The 21,658-nt window shown below is 71.6% G+C and carries 20 protein-coding genes; 11 read left to right on the top strand and 9 right to left on the bottom strand.

The window, feature by feature from the left end; genetic code table 11:
* Positions 1–67: 67 nt before the first annotated feature.
* Together MTES_RS09870 and MTES_RS09865 are read right to left on the bottom strand one after the other, a co-directional pair.
* Entirely contained in the window at positions 68–1,258 is a 1,191-nt protein-coding gene (locus MTES_RS09870; RefSeq protein WP_013585108.1) for a Fic family protein, read from the bottom strand.
* 83 nt (positions 1,259–1,341) lie between these two features.
* Positions 1,342–2,070, bottom strand: coding sequence for a FadR/GntR family transcriptional regulator (locus tag MTES_RS09865; protein ID WP_013585107.1), 729 nt, complete (start codon positions 2,068–2,070; stop codon positions 1,342–1,344).
* Positions 2,071–2,171: 101 nt separating this feature from the next.
* Here MTES_RS09865 and MTES_RS09860 point away from each other — a divergent pair, with 101 nt between their 5' ends.
* From MTES_RS09860 to MTES_RS09820, 9 genes are all read left to right on the top strand, one after another.
* Complete coding sequence (locus MTES_RS09860) at positions 2,172–3,542, top strand: MFS transporter (protein ID WP_013585106.1); 1,371 nt, start codon at positions 2,172–2,174, stop codon at positions 3,540–3,542.
* On the top strand, positions 3,539–5,290 hold the full coding sequence (locus MTES_RS09855) for a dihydroxyacetone kinase family protein (protein WP_013585105.1): 1,752 nt from the start codon (positions 3,539–3,541) through the stop codon (positions 5,288–5,290). The genes MTES_RS09860 and MTES_RS09855 overlap by 4 nt, the downstream gene beginning before the upstream one ends.
* Entirely contained in the window at positions 5,287–5,757 is a 471-nt protein-coding gene (locus MTES_RS09850; RefSeq protein WP_013585104.1) for a ribose-5-phosphate isomerase, read from the top strand. Before MTES_RS09855 ends, MTES_RS09850 begins: the two co-directional genes overlap by 4 nt.
* Entirely contained in the window at positions 5,757–6,524 is a 768-nt protein-coding gene (locus MTES_RS09845) for a triose-phosphate isomerase family protein (RefSeq protein WP_013585103.1), read from the top strand. The genes MTES_RS09850 and MTES_RS09845 overlap by 1 nt, the downstream gene beginning before the upstream one ends.
* On the top strand, positions 6,521–7,315 hold the full coding sequence (locus MTES_RS09840) for a sugar phosphate isomerase/epimerase family protein (RefSeq protein ID WP_013585102.1): 795 nt from the start codon (positions 6,521–6,523) through the stop codon (positions 7,313–7,315). The genes MTES_RS09845 and MTES_RS09840 overlap by 4 nt, the downstream gene beginning before the upstream one ends.
* On the top strand, positions 7,312–8,178 hold the full coding sequence (locus tag MTES_RS09835; RefSeq protein WP_013585101.1) for a phosphogluconate dehydrogenase C-terminal domain-containing protein: 867 nt from the start codon (positions 7,312–7,314) through the stop codon (positions 8,176–8,178). The genes MTES_RS09840 and MTES_RS09835 overlap by 4 nt, the downstream gene beginning before the upstream one ends.
* A gap of 10 nt (positions 8,179–8,188) precedes the next feature.
* Positions 8,189–8,941 (top strand): SDR family NAD(P)-dependent oxidoreductase, encoded by a 753-nt coding sequence (locus MTES_RS09830; RefSeq protein ID WP_013585100.1) that lies wholly within the window; start codon positions 8,189–8,191, stop codon positions 8,939–8,941.
* Position 8,942: 1 nt separating this feature from the next.
* Positions 8,943–10,625, top strand: coding sequence for a hypothetical protein (locus MTES_RS09825; protein ID WP_013585099.1), 1,683 nt, complete (start codon positions 8,943–8,945; stop codon positions 10,623–10,625).
* Positions 10,626–10,826: 201 nt separating this feature from the next.
* The gene (locus MTES_RS09820) at positions 10,827–11,828 is read left to right on the top strand and encodes a S41 family peptidase (protein WP_050901778.1); all 1,002 of its coding nucleotides are present in this window, start codon (positions 10,827–10,829) and stop codon (positions 11,826–11,828) included.
* Positions 11,829–12,011: 183 nt separating this feature from the next.
* On the opposite strand, the gene MTES_RS09815 is transcribed toward MTES_RS09820, so the two are convergent.
* Both MTES_RS09815 and MTES_RS09810 read right to left on the bottom strand, forming a co-directional pair.
* Positions 12,012–12,323 (bottom strand): winged helix-turn-helix domain-containing protein, encoded by a 312-nt coding sequence (locus tag MTES_RS09815; protein ID WP_013585097.1) that lies wholly within the window; start codon positions 12,321–12,323, stop codon positions 12,012–12,014.
* Positions 12,320–12,751 carry a hypothetical protein gene (locus MTES_RS09810; protein ID WP_013585096.1) on the bottom strand — a complete coding sequence of 144 codons (432 nt, stop codon included), beginning with the start codon at positions 12,749–12,751 and terminating at the stop codon, positions 12,320–12,322. Before MTES_RS09810 ends, MTES_RS09815 begins: the two co-directional genes overlap by 4 nt.
* Positions 12,752–12,854: 103 nt before the next feature.
* Here MTES_RS09810 and MTES_RS09805 point away from each other — a divergent pair, with 103 nt between their 5' ends.
* Complete coding sequence (locus MTES_RS09805) at positions 12,855–13,634, top strand: aminotransferase class IV (protein WP_013585095.1); 780 nt, start codon at positions 12,855–12,857, stop codon at positions 13,632–13,634.
* 212 nt (positions 13,635–13,846) lie between these two features.
* Here MTES_RS09805 and MTES_RS09800 read toward each other — a convergent pair whose 3' ends face one another.
* On the bottom strand, positions 13,847–14,977 hold the full coding sequence (locus MTES_RS09800) for a Gfo/Idh/MocA family protein (RefSeq protein ID WP_013585094.1): 1,131 nt from the start codon (positions 14,975–14,977) through the stop codon (positions 13,847–13,849).
* Positions 14,974–15,798, bottom strand: a complete 825-nt coding sequence (locus MTES_RS09795) for a sugar phosphate isomerase/epimerase family protein (protein WP_013585093.1) — start codon at positions 15,796–15,798, stop codon at positions 14,974–14,976. Before MTES_RS09795 ends, MTES_RS09800 begins: the two co-directional genes overlap by 4 nt.
* A 112-nt stretch (positions 15,799–15,910) precedes the next feature.
* On the opposite strand from MTES_RS09795, the gene MTES_RS09790 reads away from it, so the two are divergent.
* Positions 15,911–16,534: a TetR/AcrR family transcriptional regulator gene (locus MTES_RS09790; protein ID WP_013585092.1), complete on the top strand. Its 624-nt coding sequence runs from the start codon at positions 15,911–15,913 to the stop codon at positions 16,532–16,534.
* 122 nt (positions 16,535–16,656) lie between these two features.
* Here the strand turns inward: MTES_RS09790 and MTES_RS09785 are convergent, their stop codons facing one another.
* The 3 genes from MTES_RS09785 to MTES_RS09775 form a co-directional block, all read right to left on the bottom strand.
* Entirely contained in the window at positions 16,657–17,913 is a 1,257-nt protein-coding gene (locus MTES_RS09785; RefSeq protein ID WP_013585091.1) for an alpha-hydroxy acid oxidase, read from the bottom strand.
* A 68-nt stretch (positions 17,914–17,981) separates the two neighbouring features.
* Positions 17,982–19,505 carry a rhamnulokinase gene (locus tag MTES_RS09780; protein WP_013585090.1) on the bottom strand — a complete coding sequence of 508 codons (1,524 nt, stop codon included), beginning with the start codon at positions 19,503–19,505 and terminating at the stop codon, positions 17,982–17,984.
* Positions 19,502–21,538: a bifunctional rhamnulose-1-phosphate aldolase/short-chain dehydrogenase gene (locus MTES_RS09775; protein ID WP_013585089.1), complete on the bottom strand. Its 2,037-nt coding sequence runs from the start codon at positions 21,536–21,538 to the stop codon at positions 19,502–19,504. Before MTES_RS09775 ends, MTES_RS09780 begins: the two co-directional genes overlap by 4 nt.
* Positions 21,539–21,658: the final 120 nt, after the last annotated feature.

Genomic DNA, 21,658 nt, shown 5'->3' with positions numbered 1-21,658 from the left:
GGACATCGTGTCGCTCGTGGAATCGCGCGATGCGCGCGAGGGAGTCGTTCGTGGCGAGCGACGCCACTCACCCCCGCTGGCGACGCCCCGCCCTCGCGGCGAACGCGTCGACAGCGTCCAGAATCTCCTCGCTTCGCCAGAAGGGGCCCAGCTTGTGCTCGGCTTTCGAGCGGACGATCCCGGCGTCGACGAGGGCCTTCAAGGGCGGATACACGTTGGGTTGAGCGACCCCGAGCTCCCGGGCGGCGGTCGCCGAGTCGAGAACGGGTCGGGACAAGAAGATGTCGAGGAGTCTCCAGGCGCTCGAGTCACGGCGGACGGTCAGCCGACTGTTCCACGACGCGCGTATCGCGTCGATGTCGGAGACGAGCTCTCGACTGTTGGACACCGCGCGGAAAGCCGCGGCAGCGAAGGCGCGGACGATGGGGTTGGGGTCTCCCGCGCGGTACGCGGTCAGCGCGGCGTGATAGCCGTCGACATCCGCGAGGAGGCCCGCCGACACAGGGACGGCGACGTTCCTTGTGACGCCGCGGTAGCGGAGCATCGACTGCGCGAGGGCTCGCCCCGTTCGACCGTTGCCATCGGTATAGGGGTGGATGGTCTCGAACTGCGCGTGAGCGATCGCGACAGAGGTGAGCGACGGCACGTCCCAGCGCACCGCGAACTCCGCGAGGTCGTCGATGAGGGGCGCGACGCGTTCGTGATGGGGTGGGACGAACTCGGCACCGACGGGCGAGTCGCCTCGCGTCCCGATCCAGACCTGCTCGCCTCGGTACTCGCCGGGGGTGTGTCGCGGCTGCGATTCCATCAGAACCCGGTGCATCGCCGCGATGGTGGCGGGCGTGATCTGCTCCGCGAGCCCGAGAGCCGCCTGCAGGGAGCGCGTGTTCGCGGCGATCAGCTCGGCGTTCCGGGATCCCTTCGCTCCGAGTTCGGCGGAGAAGATCGCGCGCGCTGAGGCTGTGAGGTTCTCGATCTGCGAGGAGGACGCGGCTTCCGAGCGAAGGAGAACAGGGGCGAAGCCGGCGACCCTGCCGCCGAGCTCCGCATCGAATCGTGCGAGTTCCGCAGCTGCCTCGTCCGCGTCAGCCGCGACCTCGGGGAGCAGGACGGGGTGCCGTGAGGCGATCATCGGCGGCACGGATGCGTCGTACGCGACCCTCGCGTGACCCGCGCGGGCAGCCCGAATCCCGATCCGCGTCTCGGCGTCCACCGCCGGCCAGGAGGGGCCGGGGAGCGGCCGTTCGCCATAACTCATAAGAAATCCCCCAGCTTTTATGACTTAGGGCACTATCTCATAAAAAGAGAGACGACGTCTTCTGGGAACGCACAACCCCGCGATCACTCCCCGACGAGACGAGCCGACGCCGTCGCCATGTGGACGGCCATCGCGGATGCCGCGGCGTCGGCGTCGCGTGCCTGGATCGCCCGGTGCACGGCGTCGTGCTCGGCGATGGCCCGGGTCGCGTCGTCGGCGCTCTGGACCGCGCGGTCGGCGTAGACCTGCAGGAGCGAGCGGACGACGTTGAGCTGATCGACGAGCAGGGTGTTGCCGGCGGCGTGGCCGAGGGCGTCGTGGAAGGCGAGGTCGGCGCGGGCGAACGCGCGAAGGTCGCCCTGCGACCGCGTCATGTCGGCGAGCGTGGCCGCGAGGCGTTCGTTCGCGACGGCGTCCGCGCGCTCGGCGGCCAGGCGGGCGACGTAGATCTCGAGCCCCGCGCGAAGGTCGAGGAGCTCGGCGGTGTCGGTGTCGCCGAGGAGCAGTCCCCAGCGCAGCGTCTGCGGGAGCAGGGAGCTCGCGGTGCCGCGCAGGTACGTGCCCGACCCGGGGCGGACGTCGACGATCCCGAGGATCTCGAGGGCGGCGAGCGCCTCGCGGACGGCCGAGCGGCCGACGCCGAGCGTCGTGGAGAGCGCGCGTTCGGCGGGCAGACGTGTTCCGGGCGCGATCGAGCCGGTGGTGAAGAGGTCGAGCAGTCGCCGTGCGACCTCGCTGACCGGAGAGCCCGCGGGGAGGGCCTCGAGCGCGGCCGCGATCTCGTGGCTGCGGTCGGCGGGATAGGCGGGCACCCCCTCAACCTAGCGTGGCGCCGTCGTCGCGCTTGCAATTGGTCAACCGGTTGGCCAATATGGACGTGCGCGCCGAAGCGCCCTCATCGAACGGAGTCATCGTGGACACCTCTCACCCTCGTGCGGCGGAACCCGACGTCGCGCGCCGCGCCATTCGCAAGGTGGCGTGGCGGCTGGTCCCCTTCGTCGCCCTGATGTTCTTCATCAACTACCTCGACCGCACCGCGATCGGCTTCGCCGCCCCGAACGGGATGAACGACGATCTCGCCCTGAGCGCCGCGCAGTTCGGCTTCGCCTCCGGCGTCTTCTTCGTCGGCTACATCCTGCTCGAGGTGCCCTCCAACCTCGCCCTGCACCGCTTCGGCGCCCGCCGCTGGCTCGCCAGGATCATGGTGACCTGGGGCATCGTCGCCCTGCTGTTCACCTGGGTGCAGAACTTCGAGCAGCTGGTGGTCCTGCGCTTCCTCCTGGGTGTCGCAGAGGCCGGGTTCTTCCCCGGAGCGATCCTCTTCCTCAGCCTCTGGGTCCCCGCGGCGCACCGCGGTCGCATCCTGATGCTCTTCTACCTCGCCCAGCCGCTCACGACCGTGATCGGTGCACCCCTCGCCGGCGCCCTCATCCAGCAGCACGGAATGTTCTTCGGCCTCGAGGGGTGGCGCTTCATGTTCTTCGGCGTCGCGATCCCCGCGATCGTCATCGGCGTCATCGCGTGGTTCTACCTGAAGGACAAGCCCGCCGACGCGGGCTGGCTCGCCGCCGACGAGAAGGAGTGGCTGACCGCCGCCCTCGCGAAGGAGTCGGCCGCGACCGCAGCGAGCCAGAAGCACGTCTCCGCGCGCTTCGCCTTCCGCAGCGGACGCGTCTGGATGCTGTCGTTCATCTACTTCGGCTTCATCTACGGTCTCTACGCCCTCGCGTTCTTCCTCCCCACGATCATCAACGGGTTCCAGGAGCAGACCGGAGCCACCTTCGACGTGTTCCAGAAGGGCCTCATCACCGCGATCCCCTACGTCCCGGCGGCGATCGCGATGTACTTCTGGTCGCGCGACGCCTCGCGTCGAGGCCTGCGCACGTGGCACATCGTGGTCCCCGCGTTGGTGGGCGCGGTCAGCATCCCGCTGGCCCTGTTCGCGGGCTCACCCGCCCTGACGATCGCTGTGATCACGCTGACCGCGATGGCGATCTTCGCCGCGCTGCCGAACTTCTGGACGCTGCCCACGAAGTTCCTCACGGGCGCTGCGGCGGCGGCGGGCGTCGCCCTCATCAACACGATCGGCAACCTCGCCGGCTTCAGCGCCCCGTACGTCACCGGCGCCGTGCACGATTGGACGGGCGGCTACGAGGTTCCGATGTTCATCGTCGGCGCTGTGATGCTGGTCTCCGCGATCCTCATGATCGTCCTCGCCCGCCGGACGACATCCGCCCGCGCGGCGACACCCGAACCGGCCGAGGTCGAGGAGCCGGCCCGATGACCCGACTCTGGAACGAGCCCGCGGCGTTCGCCGACGAGATGATCGACGGTTTCGTGGCCGCCAACGGCCGCTACGTCCGCCGCATCCCGGGAGGCGTCGCCCGCGCGACGACCTCGCCGCGCGGCCAGGTCGCGGTCGTGGTGGGCGGCGGCTCCGGCCACTACCCGGCGTTCGGCGGCCTGGTCGGCCCGGGCCTGGCGCACGCCGCGGCGATGGGCAACCTCTTCGCCTCGCCCTCGACGCAGCAGGTGTACGGCGCGGCGCGCGCAGCCGACAACGGCGGCGGCGTGTTCTTCACGTACGGCAACTATGCCGGCGACGTCCTCAACTTCGACGCGGCCCAGGAGCGCCTGCGTCGCGAGGGCATCGACGCGCGCACCGTCACCGTCACCGACGACATCTCCTCCGCGCCTCCCGCGGAGCGCCTCCGCCGGAGGGGCATCGCGGGCGATCTCACGGTCTTCCGCGCTGCCGCGGCCGCCGCCGAACGCGGCGACGACCTCGAGGGAGTGACTCGCGTCGCCGCCCTCGCGAACGAACGCACCCGCTCGTTCGGCGTCGCGTTCACGGGCTGCACCCTGCCGGGCGCCGAGGACCCGCTGTTCACCGTCGCCGAGGGCCGCATGGCGGTCGGGCTCGGCATCCACGGAGAACAGGGAATCGACGAGACCGACGTCCCGACCGCGGACGGGCTCGCCGAGATGCTCGTCGCGGCCCTCCTCGACCCGGCCGAACTCCCCGACGGGGTGGCATCCGTGTCCGGTGCTCGTGTGGTGCCGATCCTGAACGGGCTCGGCTCGCTCAAGTACGAGGAGATGTTCGTCGTGTACCGGCGCGTCGCCCAGTTGCTCGAAGAGGCCGGTATCGAGATCGTCGACCCGCACGTGGGCGAGTACTGCACCTCGTTCGACATGGCCGGCACGTCGCTGACCCTCTACTGGCTCGACGACGAGCTCGCCACACTGTGGGAGCACCCTGTCGACACCCCCGCCTACCGCCGCGGGGCCGTCACCGCGACCGATCGCGTAGCCGCCCCGGCGGCGACGGTCACGGTCGCCGACGAGATCCCGGATGCCGACGACTCCTCGCGAGCGGCGGCACAGACCGTCCGTCTCGCGGTGGCGGCGATCGCCGACACGATCGATGCGCACGTGGATGAGCTGGGACGACTGGATGCCGTGGCCGGCGACGGCGATCACGGCATCGGGATGCAGCGCGGGGCCCACGCGGCGCGGGCGGCAGCGGACGCCGCCGCCGAGGCGGGCGCCGGGGCCGCCACGACGATGCAACGCGCCGCCGATGCCTGGGCCGATCGCGCGGGCGGCACCTCGGGAGCCCTGTGGGGAGTGATCCTCGCGGCGATCGCCCGCGCGCTCGGCGACAGCGGCACCCCGACCGCCGCCGACGTGGCGGCCGGCGTCTCCGCCGCTTCCCGCGCCGTCACCGACTACGGCAAGGCCGAGCTGGGCGACAAGACCCTCGTCGACGCGCTCGTGCCCTTCGCCACGACCCTCGCGCACGGGGTCGACGGCGGCGCCTCGCTCTCGGCCGCCTGGGCTGCCGCCGCCGTCTCGGCGGATCGCGCCGCTTCGGCGACCGCGGATCTGCTGCCCCGCAAGGGCCGCGCCCGCACCCACGGCGAGCACGCCGTGGGCACCCCCGACCCGGGCGCCGTCTCGCTCGCGCTCATCACCGCCGCGGTCGCCGACGTCCTGGCGACCGCTTCCGAGAAGGGAACCCCCTCATGACCTCTCCCCTGCGCATCGTGATCGGCTCCGACGACGCCGGATTCGACTACAAGGAGATCCTCAAACGCGACCTCGAGGCGAACGGCGGCGTCGTGTCGGTCACCGACGTGGGAGTGGATGCCGAGGGCCACACGCCCTACCCGACGGTCGCGATCGAAGCGGCCTCCCGCGTCGCCAACGGCGAGGCCGACCGCGCCCTGTTGATCTGCGGGACGGGGCTGGGCGTGGCGATCGCGGCCAATAAGGTCCCCGGTATCCGCGCCGTCACCGCGCACGATTCCTTCTCGGTCGAGCGCGGGGTTCTGTCCAACAACGCGCAGGTGCTCACGATGGGGCAGCGCGTCGTCGGGATCGAGCTCGCGCGACGCCTCGTGCGCGAGTGGCTCACCTATCGCTTCGATGAGTCGTCGGCGAGCGCCGAGAAGGTCGCCGTCCTCACCGCGTACGAGAACACCGGATCCTGCTGATGACCGCGCCGGTATGGGTGGGAGTGAGCCTGAAGACGTACTTCGGGCACTCCCGCGCTCTCGCGTGGCTGCGCGAGGTCGCCGGGGTCGTCCGCGACACTCCGGCCGTCGCCTCCGGCGCCGTGCGGCTCGTCGTCGTCCCCACCTATCTGCAGATCCCCGCGGCACTCGAGGCCTTCGCCGGGACGGGCGTGCTGATCGGCGCACAGGATGTCTCGGCCCACCCGGGCGGGGCCTTCACCGGTGAGATCGCGGCGTCGGAGCTCGCGGAGATCGGCGTCTCCTATGCGGAGATCGGCCATGCCGAGCGCCGACGCCTCTTCGGCGAGACCGATGCCGACACGGCGGCGAAAGCCACGGCGGCCTTGGCGGCGGGTCTCACCCCTCTGCTGTGTCTGGGGGAGACCGAGAGAACCGCGTCCGACGTCGCTGCCGCGACCGTCGTGGCGCAGCTGCACGCGGATCTCGAGGGCGCCCCCGCCGGTGCGGTCACCGTCGCCTACGAGCCGGTGTGGGCGATCGGCGCGGAGTCTCCGGCATCCATTCCGCACATCGTCCGCGTCACGCGGGCGCTCCGCGAGGCTCTCGACGCGCTGCCCGAACGCACGGGCAGCGCGGTGGTCTACGGCGGCTCGGCGGGGCCCGGCCTTCTCACCGACCTGGACGGCGCGGTCGACGGCCTGTTCCTGGGGCGCTTCGCCCACGATCCCGCACAGCTTCGACGAGTCATCGACGAGGCCGCCGCTCGCGCGGCGGTGAGCGCATGATCGGCCTCGGGACCTACGCGTTCTTCTGGCAGCATTCGGCGCGCGCCCCCGAGCCCCTCACGCTGCGCGGGGCGTTCGAAGCGACCCGTGCGCTCGACGTCGACCTCTTCCAGATCTGCGACTTCGCCCCCCTCGAGTACATGGGCGATCGCGAGCTGTCCGAGGCCTCGGCCGCCGCCCGCGACCTCGGGATCACCGTGCAGCTCGGCACCAAGGGCCTCACGCCCGAACGGCTCCACCGTTTCCTGGGCCTCGCCGAGGTCTTCGACGCACGGCTGATCCGCTCGATGCTCATCGGCCCCGAGGGCACGCCGTCCCTCGCTCGCGCAGAGCGCTGGCTCGCCGACACCCTGCCCTCCTTCGAGGCGGCCGGGGTGACCCTGGCCCTCGAGACCTACGAACAGGTCGCCACGGCCGATCTCGTCGAACTGGTGTGGTCGTTGTCGAGCGAGAGCCTGGGCATCTGTCTCGACCCCGCGAACGTGGTGGCTCGGCTCGAGCAGCCCGCAGCGTGCGTCGAGGTGTGCGAAGAGCTCGTCGCCAATGTGCACGTCAAGGATTTCGCCTTCCAGCGCCGTGACGGCTGGGTCGGCTTCGAGTACACCGGCGTACCGATGGGCGCCGGACTGCACGACTACCCCCATCTGCTCGACACCGTCCGACCCCGCGAGCGCGGGATCGACGAGATCGTCGAGCACTGGCTCCCCTGGCAGGGGGACGCCGAAACCACCCTTCGTCTGGAGCGGGAGTGGACCCGCACCACCATCGACTACCTGAGGAGCACCCCATGACCGAGACCACCACCGACCTCCACTCGATCGCCGTCATCGGCGCGGGCGGCAAGATGGGCATGCGCGTGTCGAACAACCTCGCGCGCACCGCCCACCCGGTCGCGTACGTCGAGAACTCCCCGGCGGGGCGCGAGCGCACCCTCGCCGCGGGCCGCGAGCTGACCGACGCGGCGGATGCCGTGTCGGACGCCGACATCGTCGTGCTCGCCGTGCCCGACCTCGCCCTCGGGCCCGTCACCGCCGAGCTCGTGCCGCAGCTGAAGCCGGGCGCGATCGTGCTGACGCTCGACCCGGCCGCGGCCTACGCGGGACTGCTGACCACCCGCGGCGACGTCGTGCAGGCCGTCGCGCACCCCTGCCACCCCTCGGTGTTCCTCGAGCGCACGACGAAGGAGGAGTGGGCCGACACGTTCGGCGGCATCGCCGCCGCGCAGGACGCGATCGCCGCGATCGAGTCCGACGACCCCGAGAAGAAGGCGATCGTCGAGGCCACCGTCCGCGCGATCTACGCCCCGGTGATCGACGTGCACTGGGTCACGGTCAAGCAGCTCGCCCAGCTCGAGCCGACCCTCGTCGAGACCGTCGCGTGCATGATCGGGGCGCTCCTCAACGAAGCGCTCGACGAGGCGATCCACACCATGGGCGTGCCCGAGGCGGCGGCGCGCAGCATCCTGTACGGCCACACGCAGGTGGCGCTCGCGAACGGCCTCCGCGGCGACAACCCGTTCAGCGACGCGTGCCTCATCGCGATGGACTACGGTCGCGAGAGCATCATCAAGGACGACTGGAAGAAGATCTTCCGCGACGACGAGCTCGACAAGAACCTCGCGCGCATGCTGCACCTCGACCAGATCTCGCGCTGAGGACACCGCAATGACCAGACTTCAGGGAAAGACCGCGCTCGTCACGGGCGCGGCCACCGGGATCGGTTTCGCCGTCGCCGTGCGCTTCGCCCGCGAGGGCGCCCGCGTGCTCATCGGCGACCGGGACGCGGATGCCACGGCCGCGGCCGTCGCGCGGATCGGCGGGGCCGCGCGGGCCGCCGTCCTCGACATCTCCGACGAGGAGTCCGTCGCGGCCGCCTTCGCCGACGCGGGAGAAGCGGGGTGGACGCCGGACGTCGTCGTCGCGAACGCGGGCGTACAGCTGTTCGGCCAGGACGCTCCCATCGCGGACCTCGATCTCGCCGTCTGGCAGCGCACCGTCGACGTGAACCTCACGGGGACCTTCCTCACCATCAAGCACGCCGTCCGTGCGATGCGCGACACGGGCGGGTCGATCATCGTCACGGGCAGCCCCACCGGACTGAACGGCGAGGGGCGCGACTTCACCGCCTACAGCGCCACGAAGGCCGGCATCCACGGGCTCACGCGCACCGTCGCCGCGGCATATGCCGATCGCGGCATCCTCGTGAACACCGTCGTCCCCGCGTACACCGAGACCTCGCTCGTGACCACGATCACCGACGACCCCGCGGCGCGAGCCGCGATCATCGGGCGCATCCCGCTCGGTCGCGCGGGCGCCCCGGAGGACGTCGAGGGGATCATGGTCTTCCTCGCGTCCGACGACGGAGCGTTCGCCACCGGGGCCCTCTTCGCCGTCGACGGCGGCATGACGACGCTCTGAGATGACGTGGGCGGAGCCGGGCGCGGCGTGGACGGACGGGCGGTGGTCGCTCGAGCGCCGCGGCGATGAGCTCGCCGACCTCGCGGTCGACGGGGTCGTCGTGCTCCGCAGCGTCCGTCTCGTGCTGCGCGACCGCGACTGGGGAACCGTCGACTTCGACGTCGAACGGTGCGAGAGCGGCCCGGCCGCGGTGACCCTGCACGTCCGGGGCGGCGGGATCGTCGGCACGGTCGGGGTGCGCGTGGACGGGGCGCGCCTCGAGGTCGTCGCCGACGTGGTCGCGGAGCGCGAGGTCGAGACCAATCGCCTCGGCCTGGTGGTCCTGCACCCTCCCGCGGTGGCGGGGGCGGACCTCACCGTCACTCACACGGAGGGAGCCGTCGAGGCCACTCGCTTCCCGCGCGCGATCAGCCCCCACCAGCCGGCGTTGGACATCGCGGCACTGGCCTGGGAGCACCGCGGCCTCGCCCTGTCGATGACCCTCGAGGGCGACGTGTTCGAGATGGAGGACCAGCGCAACTGGACGGATGCCTCGTTCAAGACGTACAGCCGCCCGCTCGAGCTCCCCTTCCCCTACCGGCTCGCCGCGGGGAGTCGCGTGCGGCAAGCGGTGACGCTCCGCGCCACCGGTGCGGCGGAGCCCCTCGCGACCGCCGATGACGAGGTGGTCCTGCGGCCGGCCGGCGTCGTCCCCGCGCTCGGCGTCGGCGCCGCGACCGCGCCGGACCCGGCGCCCCCTCCTGCCCCGGTCGGCTCGTTCGTCCGCGTCGAGCTCGACCTCGCCTCACCCGCGTGGCGCGCGGCACTCGATCGGGCCACCGCGTCCGGACTCCCGCTCGACGTGCGTTTCGTGCGCGCCTCTCCCCGCCATCTGCGCGCGGCCGTGGCGCCCCTGCGCGGCCTCGACGTGCGCACGGTCGGCGCCTTCGCCGGCGACGGGCCCGAGAAGCACGTATCGGATGCCACGACCGTGGCCGGACTGCGCGAGGCGCTCCACGCGGAGGGGCTCGACCTGCCCGTCGTCGGTGGAGCCCGGACGCACTTCACGGAACTGAACCGAGGACACTCCCTGCTCCCCGACGACCTCGACGGCGTCGGCTTCGCCCTCACGCCGCTGTTCCACGCGCGGGCGACGGCGCAGCTCGTGGAATCCCTCGGCATCCTGCCCCTCATCGCCCGCCAGGCGGTGAAGCTCTCCGGGGGCACCCCCGTGCACGTCGGGCCCGTGACCCTGCGCCCGCACGTCGACGCGGTCGCGACGACGGCGGAACCGGTTCCGAGCGAACCCGATCTGCGCGCGGGGTACGGCCCCGCTCTCCTCGACGCGGCGGATCCGCGCCAGAGCGCACCGGAGCTCGCAGCCTGGACGGTGGCGAGCCTCGCCGCGCTGACGACACCGGGGATCGCGTCGGTGGCGTTCTTCGAGGAGTGGGGGCCCCGTGGCATCCGGTCCTCCTCCGGCGAGCCGTACCCCGTGGCGGAAGCGCTCGACGTCCTCGCGAGCCTCGCGGGGAGCTCGGTCGAGGTCGGGTGCAGCGCCGACTCCCGCGTGTGGGTGATGCGGGTGACGACAGCGGAGGGGCGGGTGACGCTCGCGGCCAACCTCGACGAGCGGGCTCGAGACGTCCGCGTCGGTGCGGGGCGGATGCGGCTCCCCGCCGGCGCGTGGCTTCGGGCGGAGTGACCACCGCCGAAAGCGCATGCTTTCGCCGAGACCGCACGCGTGTGCCGCCCATCGGATGCGGCTTGGGCGAAGGGATGCGGCCTCGACGCGGCCGGAGGTCCGCGCGCACGCGTGGACAAGCACGGTCGGTCCGCCGATCGGACGGGCGGAATACACCGATGGACGGATGTGCCCCGCCGAGCGGATGGCGAGCATGGAAAGGTGATCCGAACCGAGAAACGCCGCCGACGCCCGTACGTGATCGGAGCGATGGCCGCGGTCGTGCTGGCCGTCTGCGGGGCCGCCGCGTGGGGACTGCACGAGTACGGCCCGCGCTTCGGCATGTATCTGATGCCGCCGTCCCCGCAGCGGTACGCCGAGATCGTCGTCGACCGCCTCGACACGGGGTACTACGCCTCGGGGCCCGAATGGACGGCGGCCCGGGCAGCACTCGTGCACGCCGCGCCCGCCGCGCGCAGTTACGAGGACCTCTACCCGCTGATCGATGCGGCCACCCGGGCGGCGGGAGGAAAGCACTCCGTCTTCCAGCCTCCGACGGCCCGAGAGCACGCGAAGGCCTCGGACCCGACCCTCCCGACCGTCACGGTGTCCGGCGGGGTGGGCGTCGTGACCCTTCCCGAGCTGATCGACCCCGACGACCGGGCGCAGCAGGACTACGCCGACGTCGTGGCCACCGGGATCGCCGCCCACGCCGACCAGGCGTGCGGGTGGATCGTGGATGTGCGCGGCAACGGCGGCGGCAACATGTACCCGATGCTCTCGGGCGTCTCGGCCCTGCTCCCCGACGGTCCGGCGCTGTCGTTCCGCACGCGGGGCGGCGCCTCGACCTCGGTCACCGTGCAGGAGGACGGTGCAGGGCTGGAGGGCCAGACGATCGTGCCGGTCACCGCGCGCGGCAAGGTCAGCGGCGCGCCGATCGCCGTGCTCCAGGATGCCGGGACCGGATCGAGCGCGGAGGCCGTCGTCACGGCTTTCCGAGGCATCGAGGGGGTCCGCCTCTTCGGGGCGCCCACCGCCGGCTACACCTCGGCGAACCTCCCGATCCCCCTGTACGACGGCGCGAGGATCATCCTCACGCAGAGCATCTACGCCGATCGCACCGGCACGGAGTTCCCCGAGACGCCGATCACCCCCGACGAAGCCGCCCCGGTCGATGCGGCCGAGGCGGCGCGCGCGTGGCTCGGCGGGCAGGGGTGCCGCTGACGCGGGCTGCGGCCCCGGCCCGGCCGTGGCCCTGGCCCGGCCGTGGCGGCCAGGGCAGCGGCCCCTGCCGCCACGGCTTCGCCGAAACCGCACCCGCATGCCGAGACCGCACCCGCGGGCGGTCCATAGGGTGCGGTCTCGGCGGACGCGTGCGGTCTGGGCGGTCTGGGCGGGCTGCCCGACTCAGTCGAGCGATCCCGCGATCTCGCGCAGGGTCGCGAGGTGCGCCCGCCAGGCGGCGCGGCCTTCCTTGGTGAGCGTGAGCGAGGTGCGGGGCATCTTGCCGGCGAAAGACTTGCCGACCGACAGGTAGCCCGCCGCCTCCAGCGTCGACACCTGCTTGCTCAGGGCGGAGTCCGTGATCTCCACGGCATCCCGAACCTCTTTGAAGCTCAGGGTGCTCGCCCGGTCGAGGGCCGCGACGATCGAGAACCGCACGGAGTTCTGCAGCAGCTCGTCGAGCTTGTGCCGAGGGTGGGGTGCGGCCGTGGTCATGACCGAGCCTCGCGCGCGGCGCAGAGGAACGACACGACGAGGATGAGCCCCGACGCGACGCTCGCCAGCACGACCGACCCGTGCGCGAAGATCACCACGGCGAGCGCCGCCGCGTAGGTGACGAACCAGCTCGCGATGTACGTCGTCCAGCGGCGGCTCCGGGCGAACGCCGCCCGACCCTGGATGCTGATCACGAAGAAGAGGATGAGCGCGAAGGCCACGGCCAACGTGCCGACGTAAGCGGGGCCGAAGGCGTCGCCCGTCGCGAGAGCCATGGCGAAGGTCCCCATCGCCGTGGCCACGCCGAGCGCCACGATGAAGGTGATGTAGGGCCACCGGGTCGCGTCGTGAGCGGAACGGCTCAGCCGGTCGGCTCGGTCGAGGAGGTGTCGCGCTTCCGCGGGGGTGAGGGCGGGGTGGGTGTCCATGGGGTTCCTTCCGATGACTCCATCCTGTCAAGCACTTGCCATATAGGCAAGTACTTTCCTTGACGAAGTGTCTTCGCGCCGCGAAGCGTCGTAGCGTGGAGGAATGGGTGCGACCTTTCCGGTGATCTCGATCGACGGTCGTCCCGCGTCGGTCGAGGCGTTGGTGCGCCCCGCGCTGGTGAATGATGGCCACTTCACCGCCATGCAGGTGCGCAACGGCGCCACGCGCGGCCTGGAGCGTCACCTCCGGAGATTGTCTGCTGCGCACGCGGAGCTCTACGGCTCGGAACTGGATGCCGCGCTGGTTCGAGACCGGATGCGAGTCGCCGTCGCCGACCAGCCGGACTGCTACCTGCGCGTCACGCTGTACGAAGAATCGCCGGGTCGGCCGCGCGTCATGACCGTCGTGCGCCCTCCCGTCGACGCGACCGACGCACCTCAGGCCCTTTTTCCCGTCCCCTACGTCCGACCGTTCGCCCACATCAAGCACGTCGGAGCTTTCGCGCAAATCCGCTACGGCGAGCAGGCAGTTCGAGAGGGTTTCGACGACGCTCTCCTCGTCGGACCCGACGGCCGCATCTCGGAGACGACGATCGCCAACATCGGCTTCTTCGACGAGGACGGCGTGGTGTGGCCGGACGGCCCCTCGTTGCACGGCATCACCTGGCAACTCCTCGACGAGCAGCTCGCTGCCCGCGGTCACCCCGCGCGGTGCGCCCCGATCACCCTCGACACCGTGACGCGGTTCACGGGAGCCTTCACCGCAAACTCCATCGGCGTCTCCGCGGTCTCGCGCATCGGCCCGCGCGAACTCCCCGCGGCCCCTCACGCCGTCGCGGACCTCACCGCGCTGTACTCAGCGGTGCCGTGGGACCGCCTGTGACATCGCGCTGACCACCTCCGCGGAACGGACACCCGCCGAAACCGCATCCGCCCGCCCAACCCGCGCGAGATGGCACCGAAACGCGTGCGGCCTCGGCAGCGGGGTGCGGGTTCGGCGCCGCACGCGGCCCGGCCGGCGGCGGCAGCCCGCACCGACGACGAACCCCGCCGACGCGACCCACGAAGGGGCCGCCTCGGCGGGGTTCAGGTCGATCAGATCGTGCGCGCGAAGGGATCGAAGTCGCGGGGCACGACCGGCACGGGAGCCGCGAGCGTGCTCTCGACGGTCGTGAAGGCCGCGTTCTCGATCGACTCCTCGGCCGACAGCATGATGTCGAGCACGTGGTAGCCGAGCTCACCCGTGGCGACGTGCGGGCGGTCCTCCGCGATCGCGCGGACCATGTCGAGCAGGCCGAGACCGCGGCCGACGACCACGCCCTCCTGCTCGACGTCGATCCACGGCTGGTCGAAGCGGGCGCCGTCGCGCAGCACGCCGAGCGGCTTGACGTACCGCGTCGGCCCCTCGAAACGGTTGGGGTCGGGAAGCACGATCGTGCCCTCGGTGCCGTGGATCTCGAGCACACCGTGGCGCTCGAGCGCCGAGTCGAAGCTGAACTGCCCCTGCGCCTGCTGGCCGCTCTCGAACGCCGCGAGAAGCTGCACCGTGGTGGGCACCTCGACGTCGAAGAACGTGCCCTCGTCGGGTCCGGCGTGGATCTCGCGCTGCGCCTGCGGCTTCGCGCCGAGGGCCGCGACCCGGTCCACCGGACCGAGCAGGCTCACGAGCGCCGTCAGGTAGTACGGACCCATGTCGAGCAGGGGGCCGGCCCCGCGCGCGAAGAGGAACTGCGGTCCCGGATGCCAGAGGTCGGGCCCCTGCGTCTGGAACGAGGCCTGCGCGAACACGGGCTGACCGATCACGCCGTCGAGGATCGCGCGCTTGGCGGACTGGAAGCCGGGTCCGAGCACGGTGTCGGGGGCGGAGCCGATCCGCAGGCCCGCGGCCTCGGCGTCGCGCAGAAGCTGCGCGGTGCCGGCGCGGTCGAGGCCGAGCGGCTTCTCGGTCCAGACGTGCTTGCCCGCGGCGATCGCGGCGGACGAGACCTCGACGTGCACGGCGGGAATGGTGAGGTTGACGACGACCTGGATGTCGGGGTTGCCGAGCACCTCGTCGGCGGTGCCCCACGCGGCGACGCCGTACTTCTCCGCCTTGGCGCGGGCACGTTCGATGTCGATGTCGCCGACCGCGAGCACCGTCACGTCGGGGAACGACGTGAGGTTCTCCAGGTAGGTGTCACTGATGACACCGGCACCGATGATGCCGACTCCCACCGGGGCGCTCACGCGGCGAGACCCTTCTCGAGGAGGAACGCGTAGCTGGCGGCGATGTCGTCGAACACGTCACCGGGGGCCTGGTCGTACTCGATGACCGCGTACTTGACGTCGGCGGCACCCTGCATGGCCTCGACGAGGGGAACCTGGCCCTCGCCGGGACGACGCTGGTCGAGCTGTCGCGTGGCGCTGCGGTCGGCATCCGGAGCGAAGGGGTTGGGCACGGGGACGATGCCGTCCTTGACGTGCACGGCCACGAGCCGCGACCCGAGACGCTGCACGAGGGCCGGCACGTCCTGGCCGCCGGTGAGCGCCCAGAACAGGTCGAGTTCGATCGCGACGCGCTCGTCGGTCAGCGACACGAAGTGCTCGAAGCCGCTCTTGCCGTCGACGTCGATCAGGAACTCCTGCGCGTGGTTGTGGTACCCGACGTTGAGTCCGAAGGTGGAGGCCACGTCGGCCGCCTTGTTCAGACGCTCGGCGATGTCGGCGATCCCGTCGGCGGTCATCCAGCGCGCCGGGTCCACGAAGGGGTCGATCACGGTCGACATGCCGATCTGCGCGGCGGCCTCGAAGACCACCTCGGGAGCCGGGGTGGGGATCGAGCCGTCGGGAGTCCACAGTTCGTCCGAGAGCAGCGGGGCGTGTCCGGTCGGGGAGGCCAGGCCGCTGGCATCCAGGGCCGCACGGATCTCCGCGGGACGGCGCACGAAATCGAACGCCTCGACGTTGCGGAGGCCGATCGCGGCGAGGCGGTCGAGCGAGCCGCCCGGGTCGGCGGTGAATTCTGCGGCCAGCGTGTAGAGCTGAACGGAGGGGATAGGGAGCGACATCGGACCTTTCCTTGCTCGTCGTCGAGGGCACCGCGGGTGGCGCCGAGGGCATTGCGGGAACGCTACCACAAAACCGACCACTGGTCGCTTTTATCTCCCCTACACTGACGGGGTGACCAGCGACGACGAGGCCGAGGCCCCCGCCAGCGAGGGCGACGACCGCCTCGGACGCTCCGGCGCCTACACGAAGGGCGTCGCGCGACGGCAGGAGATCCTCGACCGCGCGATCCACGTCTTCGCAGAACGCGGGGCGGAGGGAGCCTCGCTCCGGAGCATCGCGCGGGCGCTCGGCGTCTCGCACGCGGCGCTCCTGCACTACTTCGACTCGCGCGAGCAACTGCTCGTCGCGGTCTACGACCACGCGGCGAAGTCGACGCCGAGCGCCCCCGACGCGACCGCCCTGTCGTCGCTCACCGACTCCGCCGAGAACAACACCTCGGTCCCCGGCCTCGTCGAGCTCTACACGACGCTCGTCGCCACCTCGCTCAAGGCCGACAGCGCGACCGCCCGCGAATACTTCACCGACCGCTTCGCCCGCTTGCGCGAGGAACTCGCCGATCGGCTCCGCGCCGAGCAGGCCGACGGCCGCGTCCGCGCCGACTGCGACCCCGACCAGGTCGCCGCGCTGTTGATCGCGGCCTCCGACGGCCTGCAGGTGCAGTGGCTGCTCGAGCCCTCGATGCCCCTCGCCGACGTGCTCGGCGCTCTCGGGGGCCTGCTCGCACCGCCGCGCTGAGGGCCGGCGAGTCGCGCCCGGCGCGCGCAACCTCATGGACGCGCGCAACCTCAGCCACAAACACCGCGACCGCGCGGAGATTGCGCACGTCGCGGAGATTGCGCACCGTCGCCCGGCGGGCCTCAGACGCGCGCGTCGACCCCCTGGCCCGCCACCGGCACCAGCCGCGTGAGCTGGGTGACGTGCCGCGGCTCGAGCTCGGCGAGCGACGAGACGCCGAGGAGGGTCATCGTGCGCTCGATCTCGCTGCGCAGGATCGCGATCGTGCGGTCCACGCCCTCGCGACCGCCGGCCATCAGACCGTAGAGGTACGCGCGGCCGATGAGCGTGAACTTCGCGCCCAGGGCGATGGATGCCACGATGTCGGCGCCGTTCATGATGCCGGTGTCGACCATGACCGTGGCGTCCTTACCCACCTCGCGCACGACGTGGGGCAGCAGGCGGAACGGGATCGGCGCGCGGTCGAGCTGACGCCCGCCGTGGTTCGAGAGCACGATGCCGTCCACGCCGAGGTCGACCAGGCGCGCGGCATCCTGGACGTTCTGCACACCCTTCACGACGAGCTTGCCCGGCCACATGCCGCGGATGATGTCGAGGTCGTCGTAGCTGATCGTCGGGTCCATCGCCGCGTTCAGCAGCTCGCCGACGGTGCCGCCGGTCGTGCTGAGGGAGGCGAACTCCAGCTTGGGCGTGGTGAGGAAGTCGTACCACCACCACGGACGCGGGATCGCGTTGACGATCGTGCCGACGGTGAGCTGCGGCGGGATCGAGAAGCCGTTGCGCTTGTCGCGCAGACGCGCGCCGGCGATGGGGGTGTCGACGGTGAACTGCAGCGTGTCGAACCCGGCCTTCGCGGCGCGCTCGACCAGACCGTACGAGATCTCGCGCTGCTTCATCACGTACAGCTGGAACCAGTTGCGGCCGACGGGGTTGGCGGCCTTCACCCCCTCGATCGAGGTCGTCCCGAGGGTCGACAGGGTGAACGGGATGCCGGCGGCCGCCGCCGCGGACGCCCCCGCGGTCTCGCCCTCGGTCTGCATCAGGCGGGTGAAGCCGGTGGGCGCGATGCCGAACGGCAGAGCCGAGGGGCCGCCGAGGATCTCGCACGAGGTGTCGACCTCGTTCGCCGGCCGAAGGATGTCGGGGTGGAACTCGACGTCCTCGAACGCGCGGCGGGCGCGGTCGAGCGAGAGCTCGCCCTCGGCGGCGCCGTCGGTGTAGTCGAAGGCCGCCTTGGGCGTGCGCCGCTTGGCGATCGCGCGCAGGTCACCGATCGTGAGCGCGGCGTCGAGGCGGCGCTTGCGCGCGTCGAGTTCCGGCTTCTTGAACTGCATGAGCTCGAGGAGCTCGCCGACTTTGGGGAGCTGTCGCTGCACCATGGGTGTCTCGCTTTCGTGTGGTCTGACCACAGCATAAGGCCTGTCGGGTCGTCCGCGGGCCGGGATTTTCAGGAGCGGGGATCGAATCTGACCGCGGGGAAAGCGGATGCCACGCGATCGCGCAGCTCTTCGAGCGACGCGTCGGCGCCGAAGCAGCCGAGGGCGCGCGCCTGGACCAGGACGTTGCCGAGCGCGGTGGCCTCGACCGGACCCGCGAGCACGGGTACTCCGCTGCGGTCCGCGGTCGCCTGGCACAGCAGCGCGTTGAGCGCTCCCCCGCCGACGAGGTGCACGGCATCGATGTCGCGCCCCGCGAGCTCCCCCGCCGTCCGCAGCGTTCGCGCGAAGGCGTCCGCGATGCTCTCGACGATGACCCGCGCGAAGGCGGCGCGCTCCGCGACGCCGGGTTCCGGCATCCCGAGCAGGGTCGCGATGCGCGCCGGCATGTCTCCGGGCGTCGACAGCGAGGGGTCGTCGGCGTCGAAGAGACGCGCGGGCGCCGGTTCGACGGCGGCGGCCGCCAGGAGCGCGGGGAGGTCGACCGCGACGCCGTCGCGCTCCGCCCACGCCCGCACGGTCTCGCTCAACAGCCACAGGCCCGTGACGTTGTGGAGGAAGCGCACGCGCCCGTCCACGCCTCCCTCGTTCGTGAAGTTCGCCGCGCGGGCGGCATCCGTCACGATCGGCGCATCGAGCTCGAGCCCGACCAACCCCCAGGTCCCGCAGGAGATGTACGCGGCATTCGGCGACGACAGGGGGACGGCGACGATCGCCGAGGCGGTGTCGTGCGAGCCGACCGCGACCACCGGGACATCGCCCAGCCCGCGCGCGCGTCCGATCGTCTCCCCGGGATCGACCAGGGGCGGCAGGACGAGCGAAGGGATGCCGAGCACCTCGGCGAGAGCGAGGTCCCACTCCCCCGTGTGCACGTCGACGAGCCCCGTGGTCGAGGCGTTCGTGCGCTCGGCGACCCGGCGGCCGGTGAGCCGCTCGGCGAGGAGGTCGGGGATGAGCAGGCTCGTCTCGGCGGCGGCCAGCTGCGGGTCGGCGGCGTACTGGTACAGCGTGTTGAACGGGAGGAACTGCAGGCCGTTGCGACGGTACAGCTCCTCGAACGGGACGATGCCGTGCACCGCGTCCACCCCGCGCGCCGTGCGTTCGTCGCGGTAGTGGAACGGCTCGGCGAGCAGGCCGTCCGCACCGAGCAGGCCGTAGTCGACGGCCCACGAGTCGATGCCGACGCTCTCGATGCCGGGCTCGCGGCGGAGGGCCTCGACGAGCCCTGCGCGCACGTGATCCCACAGCGCCTCGATGTCCCAGTGCCAACCGTCGGCGCGTTCGACCGGGCCGTTGGGGAACCGCGCGACCTGCTCGAGCTCGAGCACCCCGTCGCCGACCCGCCCGATCATCACGCGGCCGCTCGTGGCCCCGAGATCGACGGCGGCGACGGCGCGGACGGCGCCGGGCGCCTGGGCGGCGGGCGCACCCGCCGCGGGGGCCGAGGCTCCGGCCGCGGGTACCGGAGCTCCCGAGGCCGCGGCCGCCACGCCTCCGCCCTCTCCGGCGGCGCTGCCCGACGACGTCCCGCTCATCGCAGGAACGCCGCCGCGACGCCCGAGTCGACGGGCACGTGCAGGCCGGTCGTGCGCGAGAGCTCGGGGCCGGTCAGCACGAACACCGCGTCGGCGACGTTCTCGGGCACGACCTCGCGCTTGAGGATCGTGCGGTTGGCGTAGAACTGACCGAGGTCCTTCTCATCGACGCCGTAAGTGGCGGCGCGGTTCGCGCCCCAGCCGGCGGCGAAGATGCCCGAGCCACGCACGACCCCGTCGGGGTTGATGCCGTTGACGCGCACCCCGTACTCGCCGAGCTCGACCGCGAGCAGGCGCACCTGGTGCGCCTGGTCGGCCTTGGTCGCCGAGTAGGCGATGTTGTTCGGACCGGCGAACACGGAGTTCTTCGACGAGATGTAGATGACATCTCCCCCCATGCCCTGCGCGATGAGGGCCTTGGCCGCCGCCTTCGACACGAGGAACGAGCCCTTGGCCATGACGTCGTGCTGCAGGTCCCAGTCCTTCTCGGTGGTCTCGAGCAGCGGCTTCGACAGCGAGAGACCGGCGTTGTTCACGACGAGGTCGATGCCCCCGAACGCGAGCACGGTGGCGTCGATCGCGGCCTGCACGCCCTCGGCATCCGCCACGTTCGCCGCGACCCCGATCGCGACGTCGGTCGAGCCGAGCTCGGCGGCGACCGCTCGCGCCTTCTCGAGGTCGAGGTCGGCGACGACGACGCACGCACCCTCCGCGGCGAGGCGGGTCGCGATGGCCTTGCCGATTCCGGATGCCGCACCCGTGACGAACGCGATCCGACCCTGGTGCGTCTTGGGCTTCGGCATGCGCTGGAGCTTGGCCTCCTCGAGCGCCCAGTACTCGATGCGGAACTTCTCGGCATCCGAGATCGGAGAGTAGGTCGAGAGGGCCTCGGCGCCGCGCATGACGTTGATGGCGTTGACGTAGAACTCGCCCGCCACGCGCGCGGTCTGCTTGTTCGCGCCGTACGAGAACATGCCGACGCCCGGGACGAGCACGATGAGCGGGTCGGCGCCGCGGATCGCCGGGCTGTCGGCGGTGGCATGCGCGTCGTAGTACGCCTGGTAGTCCGTGCGGTAGGCGACGTGCAGCTCCTTCAGCCGCGCGATCGCCTCCTCCACCGACGCGTCGGCGGGCAGGTCGAGGATCAGCGGCTTCACCTTGGTGCGCAGGAAGTGGTCCGGGCAGCTCGTGCCGAGCGCGGCCAGGGCGGGAGCCTTCTCGGATGCCAGGAAGTCGAGCACGACGTCGGCGTCGGTGAAGTGACCGACCATGGGCTTGTCGGTCGAGGCGAGCCCGCGGATCGTCGGGGCCAGCGCCGCCGCCTTCGCGCGACGCTCGGCCTCGGGCAGAGCGGCGAAGCCCGCGCGCACCCCGCCGAACGGCTCGGCCGCACCGTGCTCGTCGATGTAGGCCTGCGCGGTGTCGATGATCCACAGGCTGTTGCACTCGGCCTCCTCGGAGGTGTCACCCCACGCGGTGATGCCGTGGCCACCGAGGATCGTGCCGATCGCCTGCGGGTTCTCCTCCTTGATCGCGGCGATGTCGAGCCCCAGCTGGAAGCCGGGACGACGCCACGGCACCCACACGACCTTGTCGCCGAAGATCTTCTGCGTCAGCTCCTCGCCGTCGGCGGCGGTCGCGATCGCGATCCCCGCGTCGGGGTGCAGGTGGTCGACGTGCGCGGCATCCACGAGTCCGTGCATCGCGGTGTCGATCGAGGGAGCCGCCCCGCCCTTGCCGTGCAGGCAGTAGTCGAACGCGGCGACCATCTCGTCTTCGCGCTCGATCCCGGGGTACACATCGACGAGCGCGCGCATGCGGTCGAGGCGCAGGACGGCGAGCCCCTTCTCGGTGAGCGTGCCCAGGTCTCCGCCCGAGCCCTTGACCCACAACAGCTCCACCGGCTCGCCGGTGACGGGGTCGATGTCGGTGCCCTTGGCGGAGGTGTTGCCGCCGGCGTAGTTGGTGACCTTGGGGTCGGAGCCGAGGCGATTGCTGCGCTCGACGAGCTCGTGCGCGGTGGAGGTGGTCATGTCGTTTCCCTCGTCGTGTGATGGGTCGTGTCGTGCGTGGTGTCGTGTGCGTTGCGTCGCGGGTCGCGCGGTGCGCGTCGCGCTCCCGGCGTCGGTTCTGTCGCTGAGTGTCCAGAACAC

Source organism: Microbacterium testaceum StLB037, from assembly GCF_000202635.1.
Taxonomy (GTDB): domain Bacteria; phylum Actinomycetota; class Actinomycetes; order Actinomycetales; family Microbacteriaceae; genus Microbacterium; species Microbacterium testaceum_F.
The sequence above is the reverse complement of the archived record's forward strand: the minus strand, read 5'-3'. Positions and strand labels throughout refer to the sequence as shown.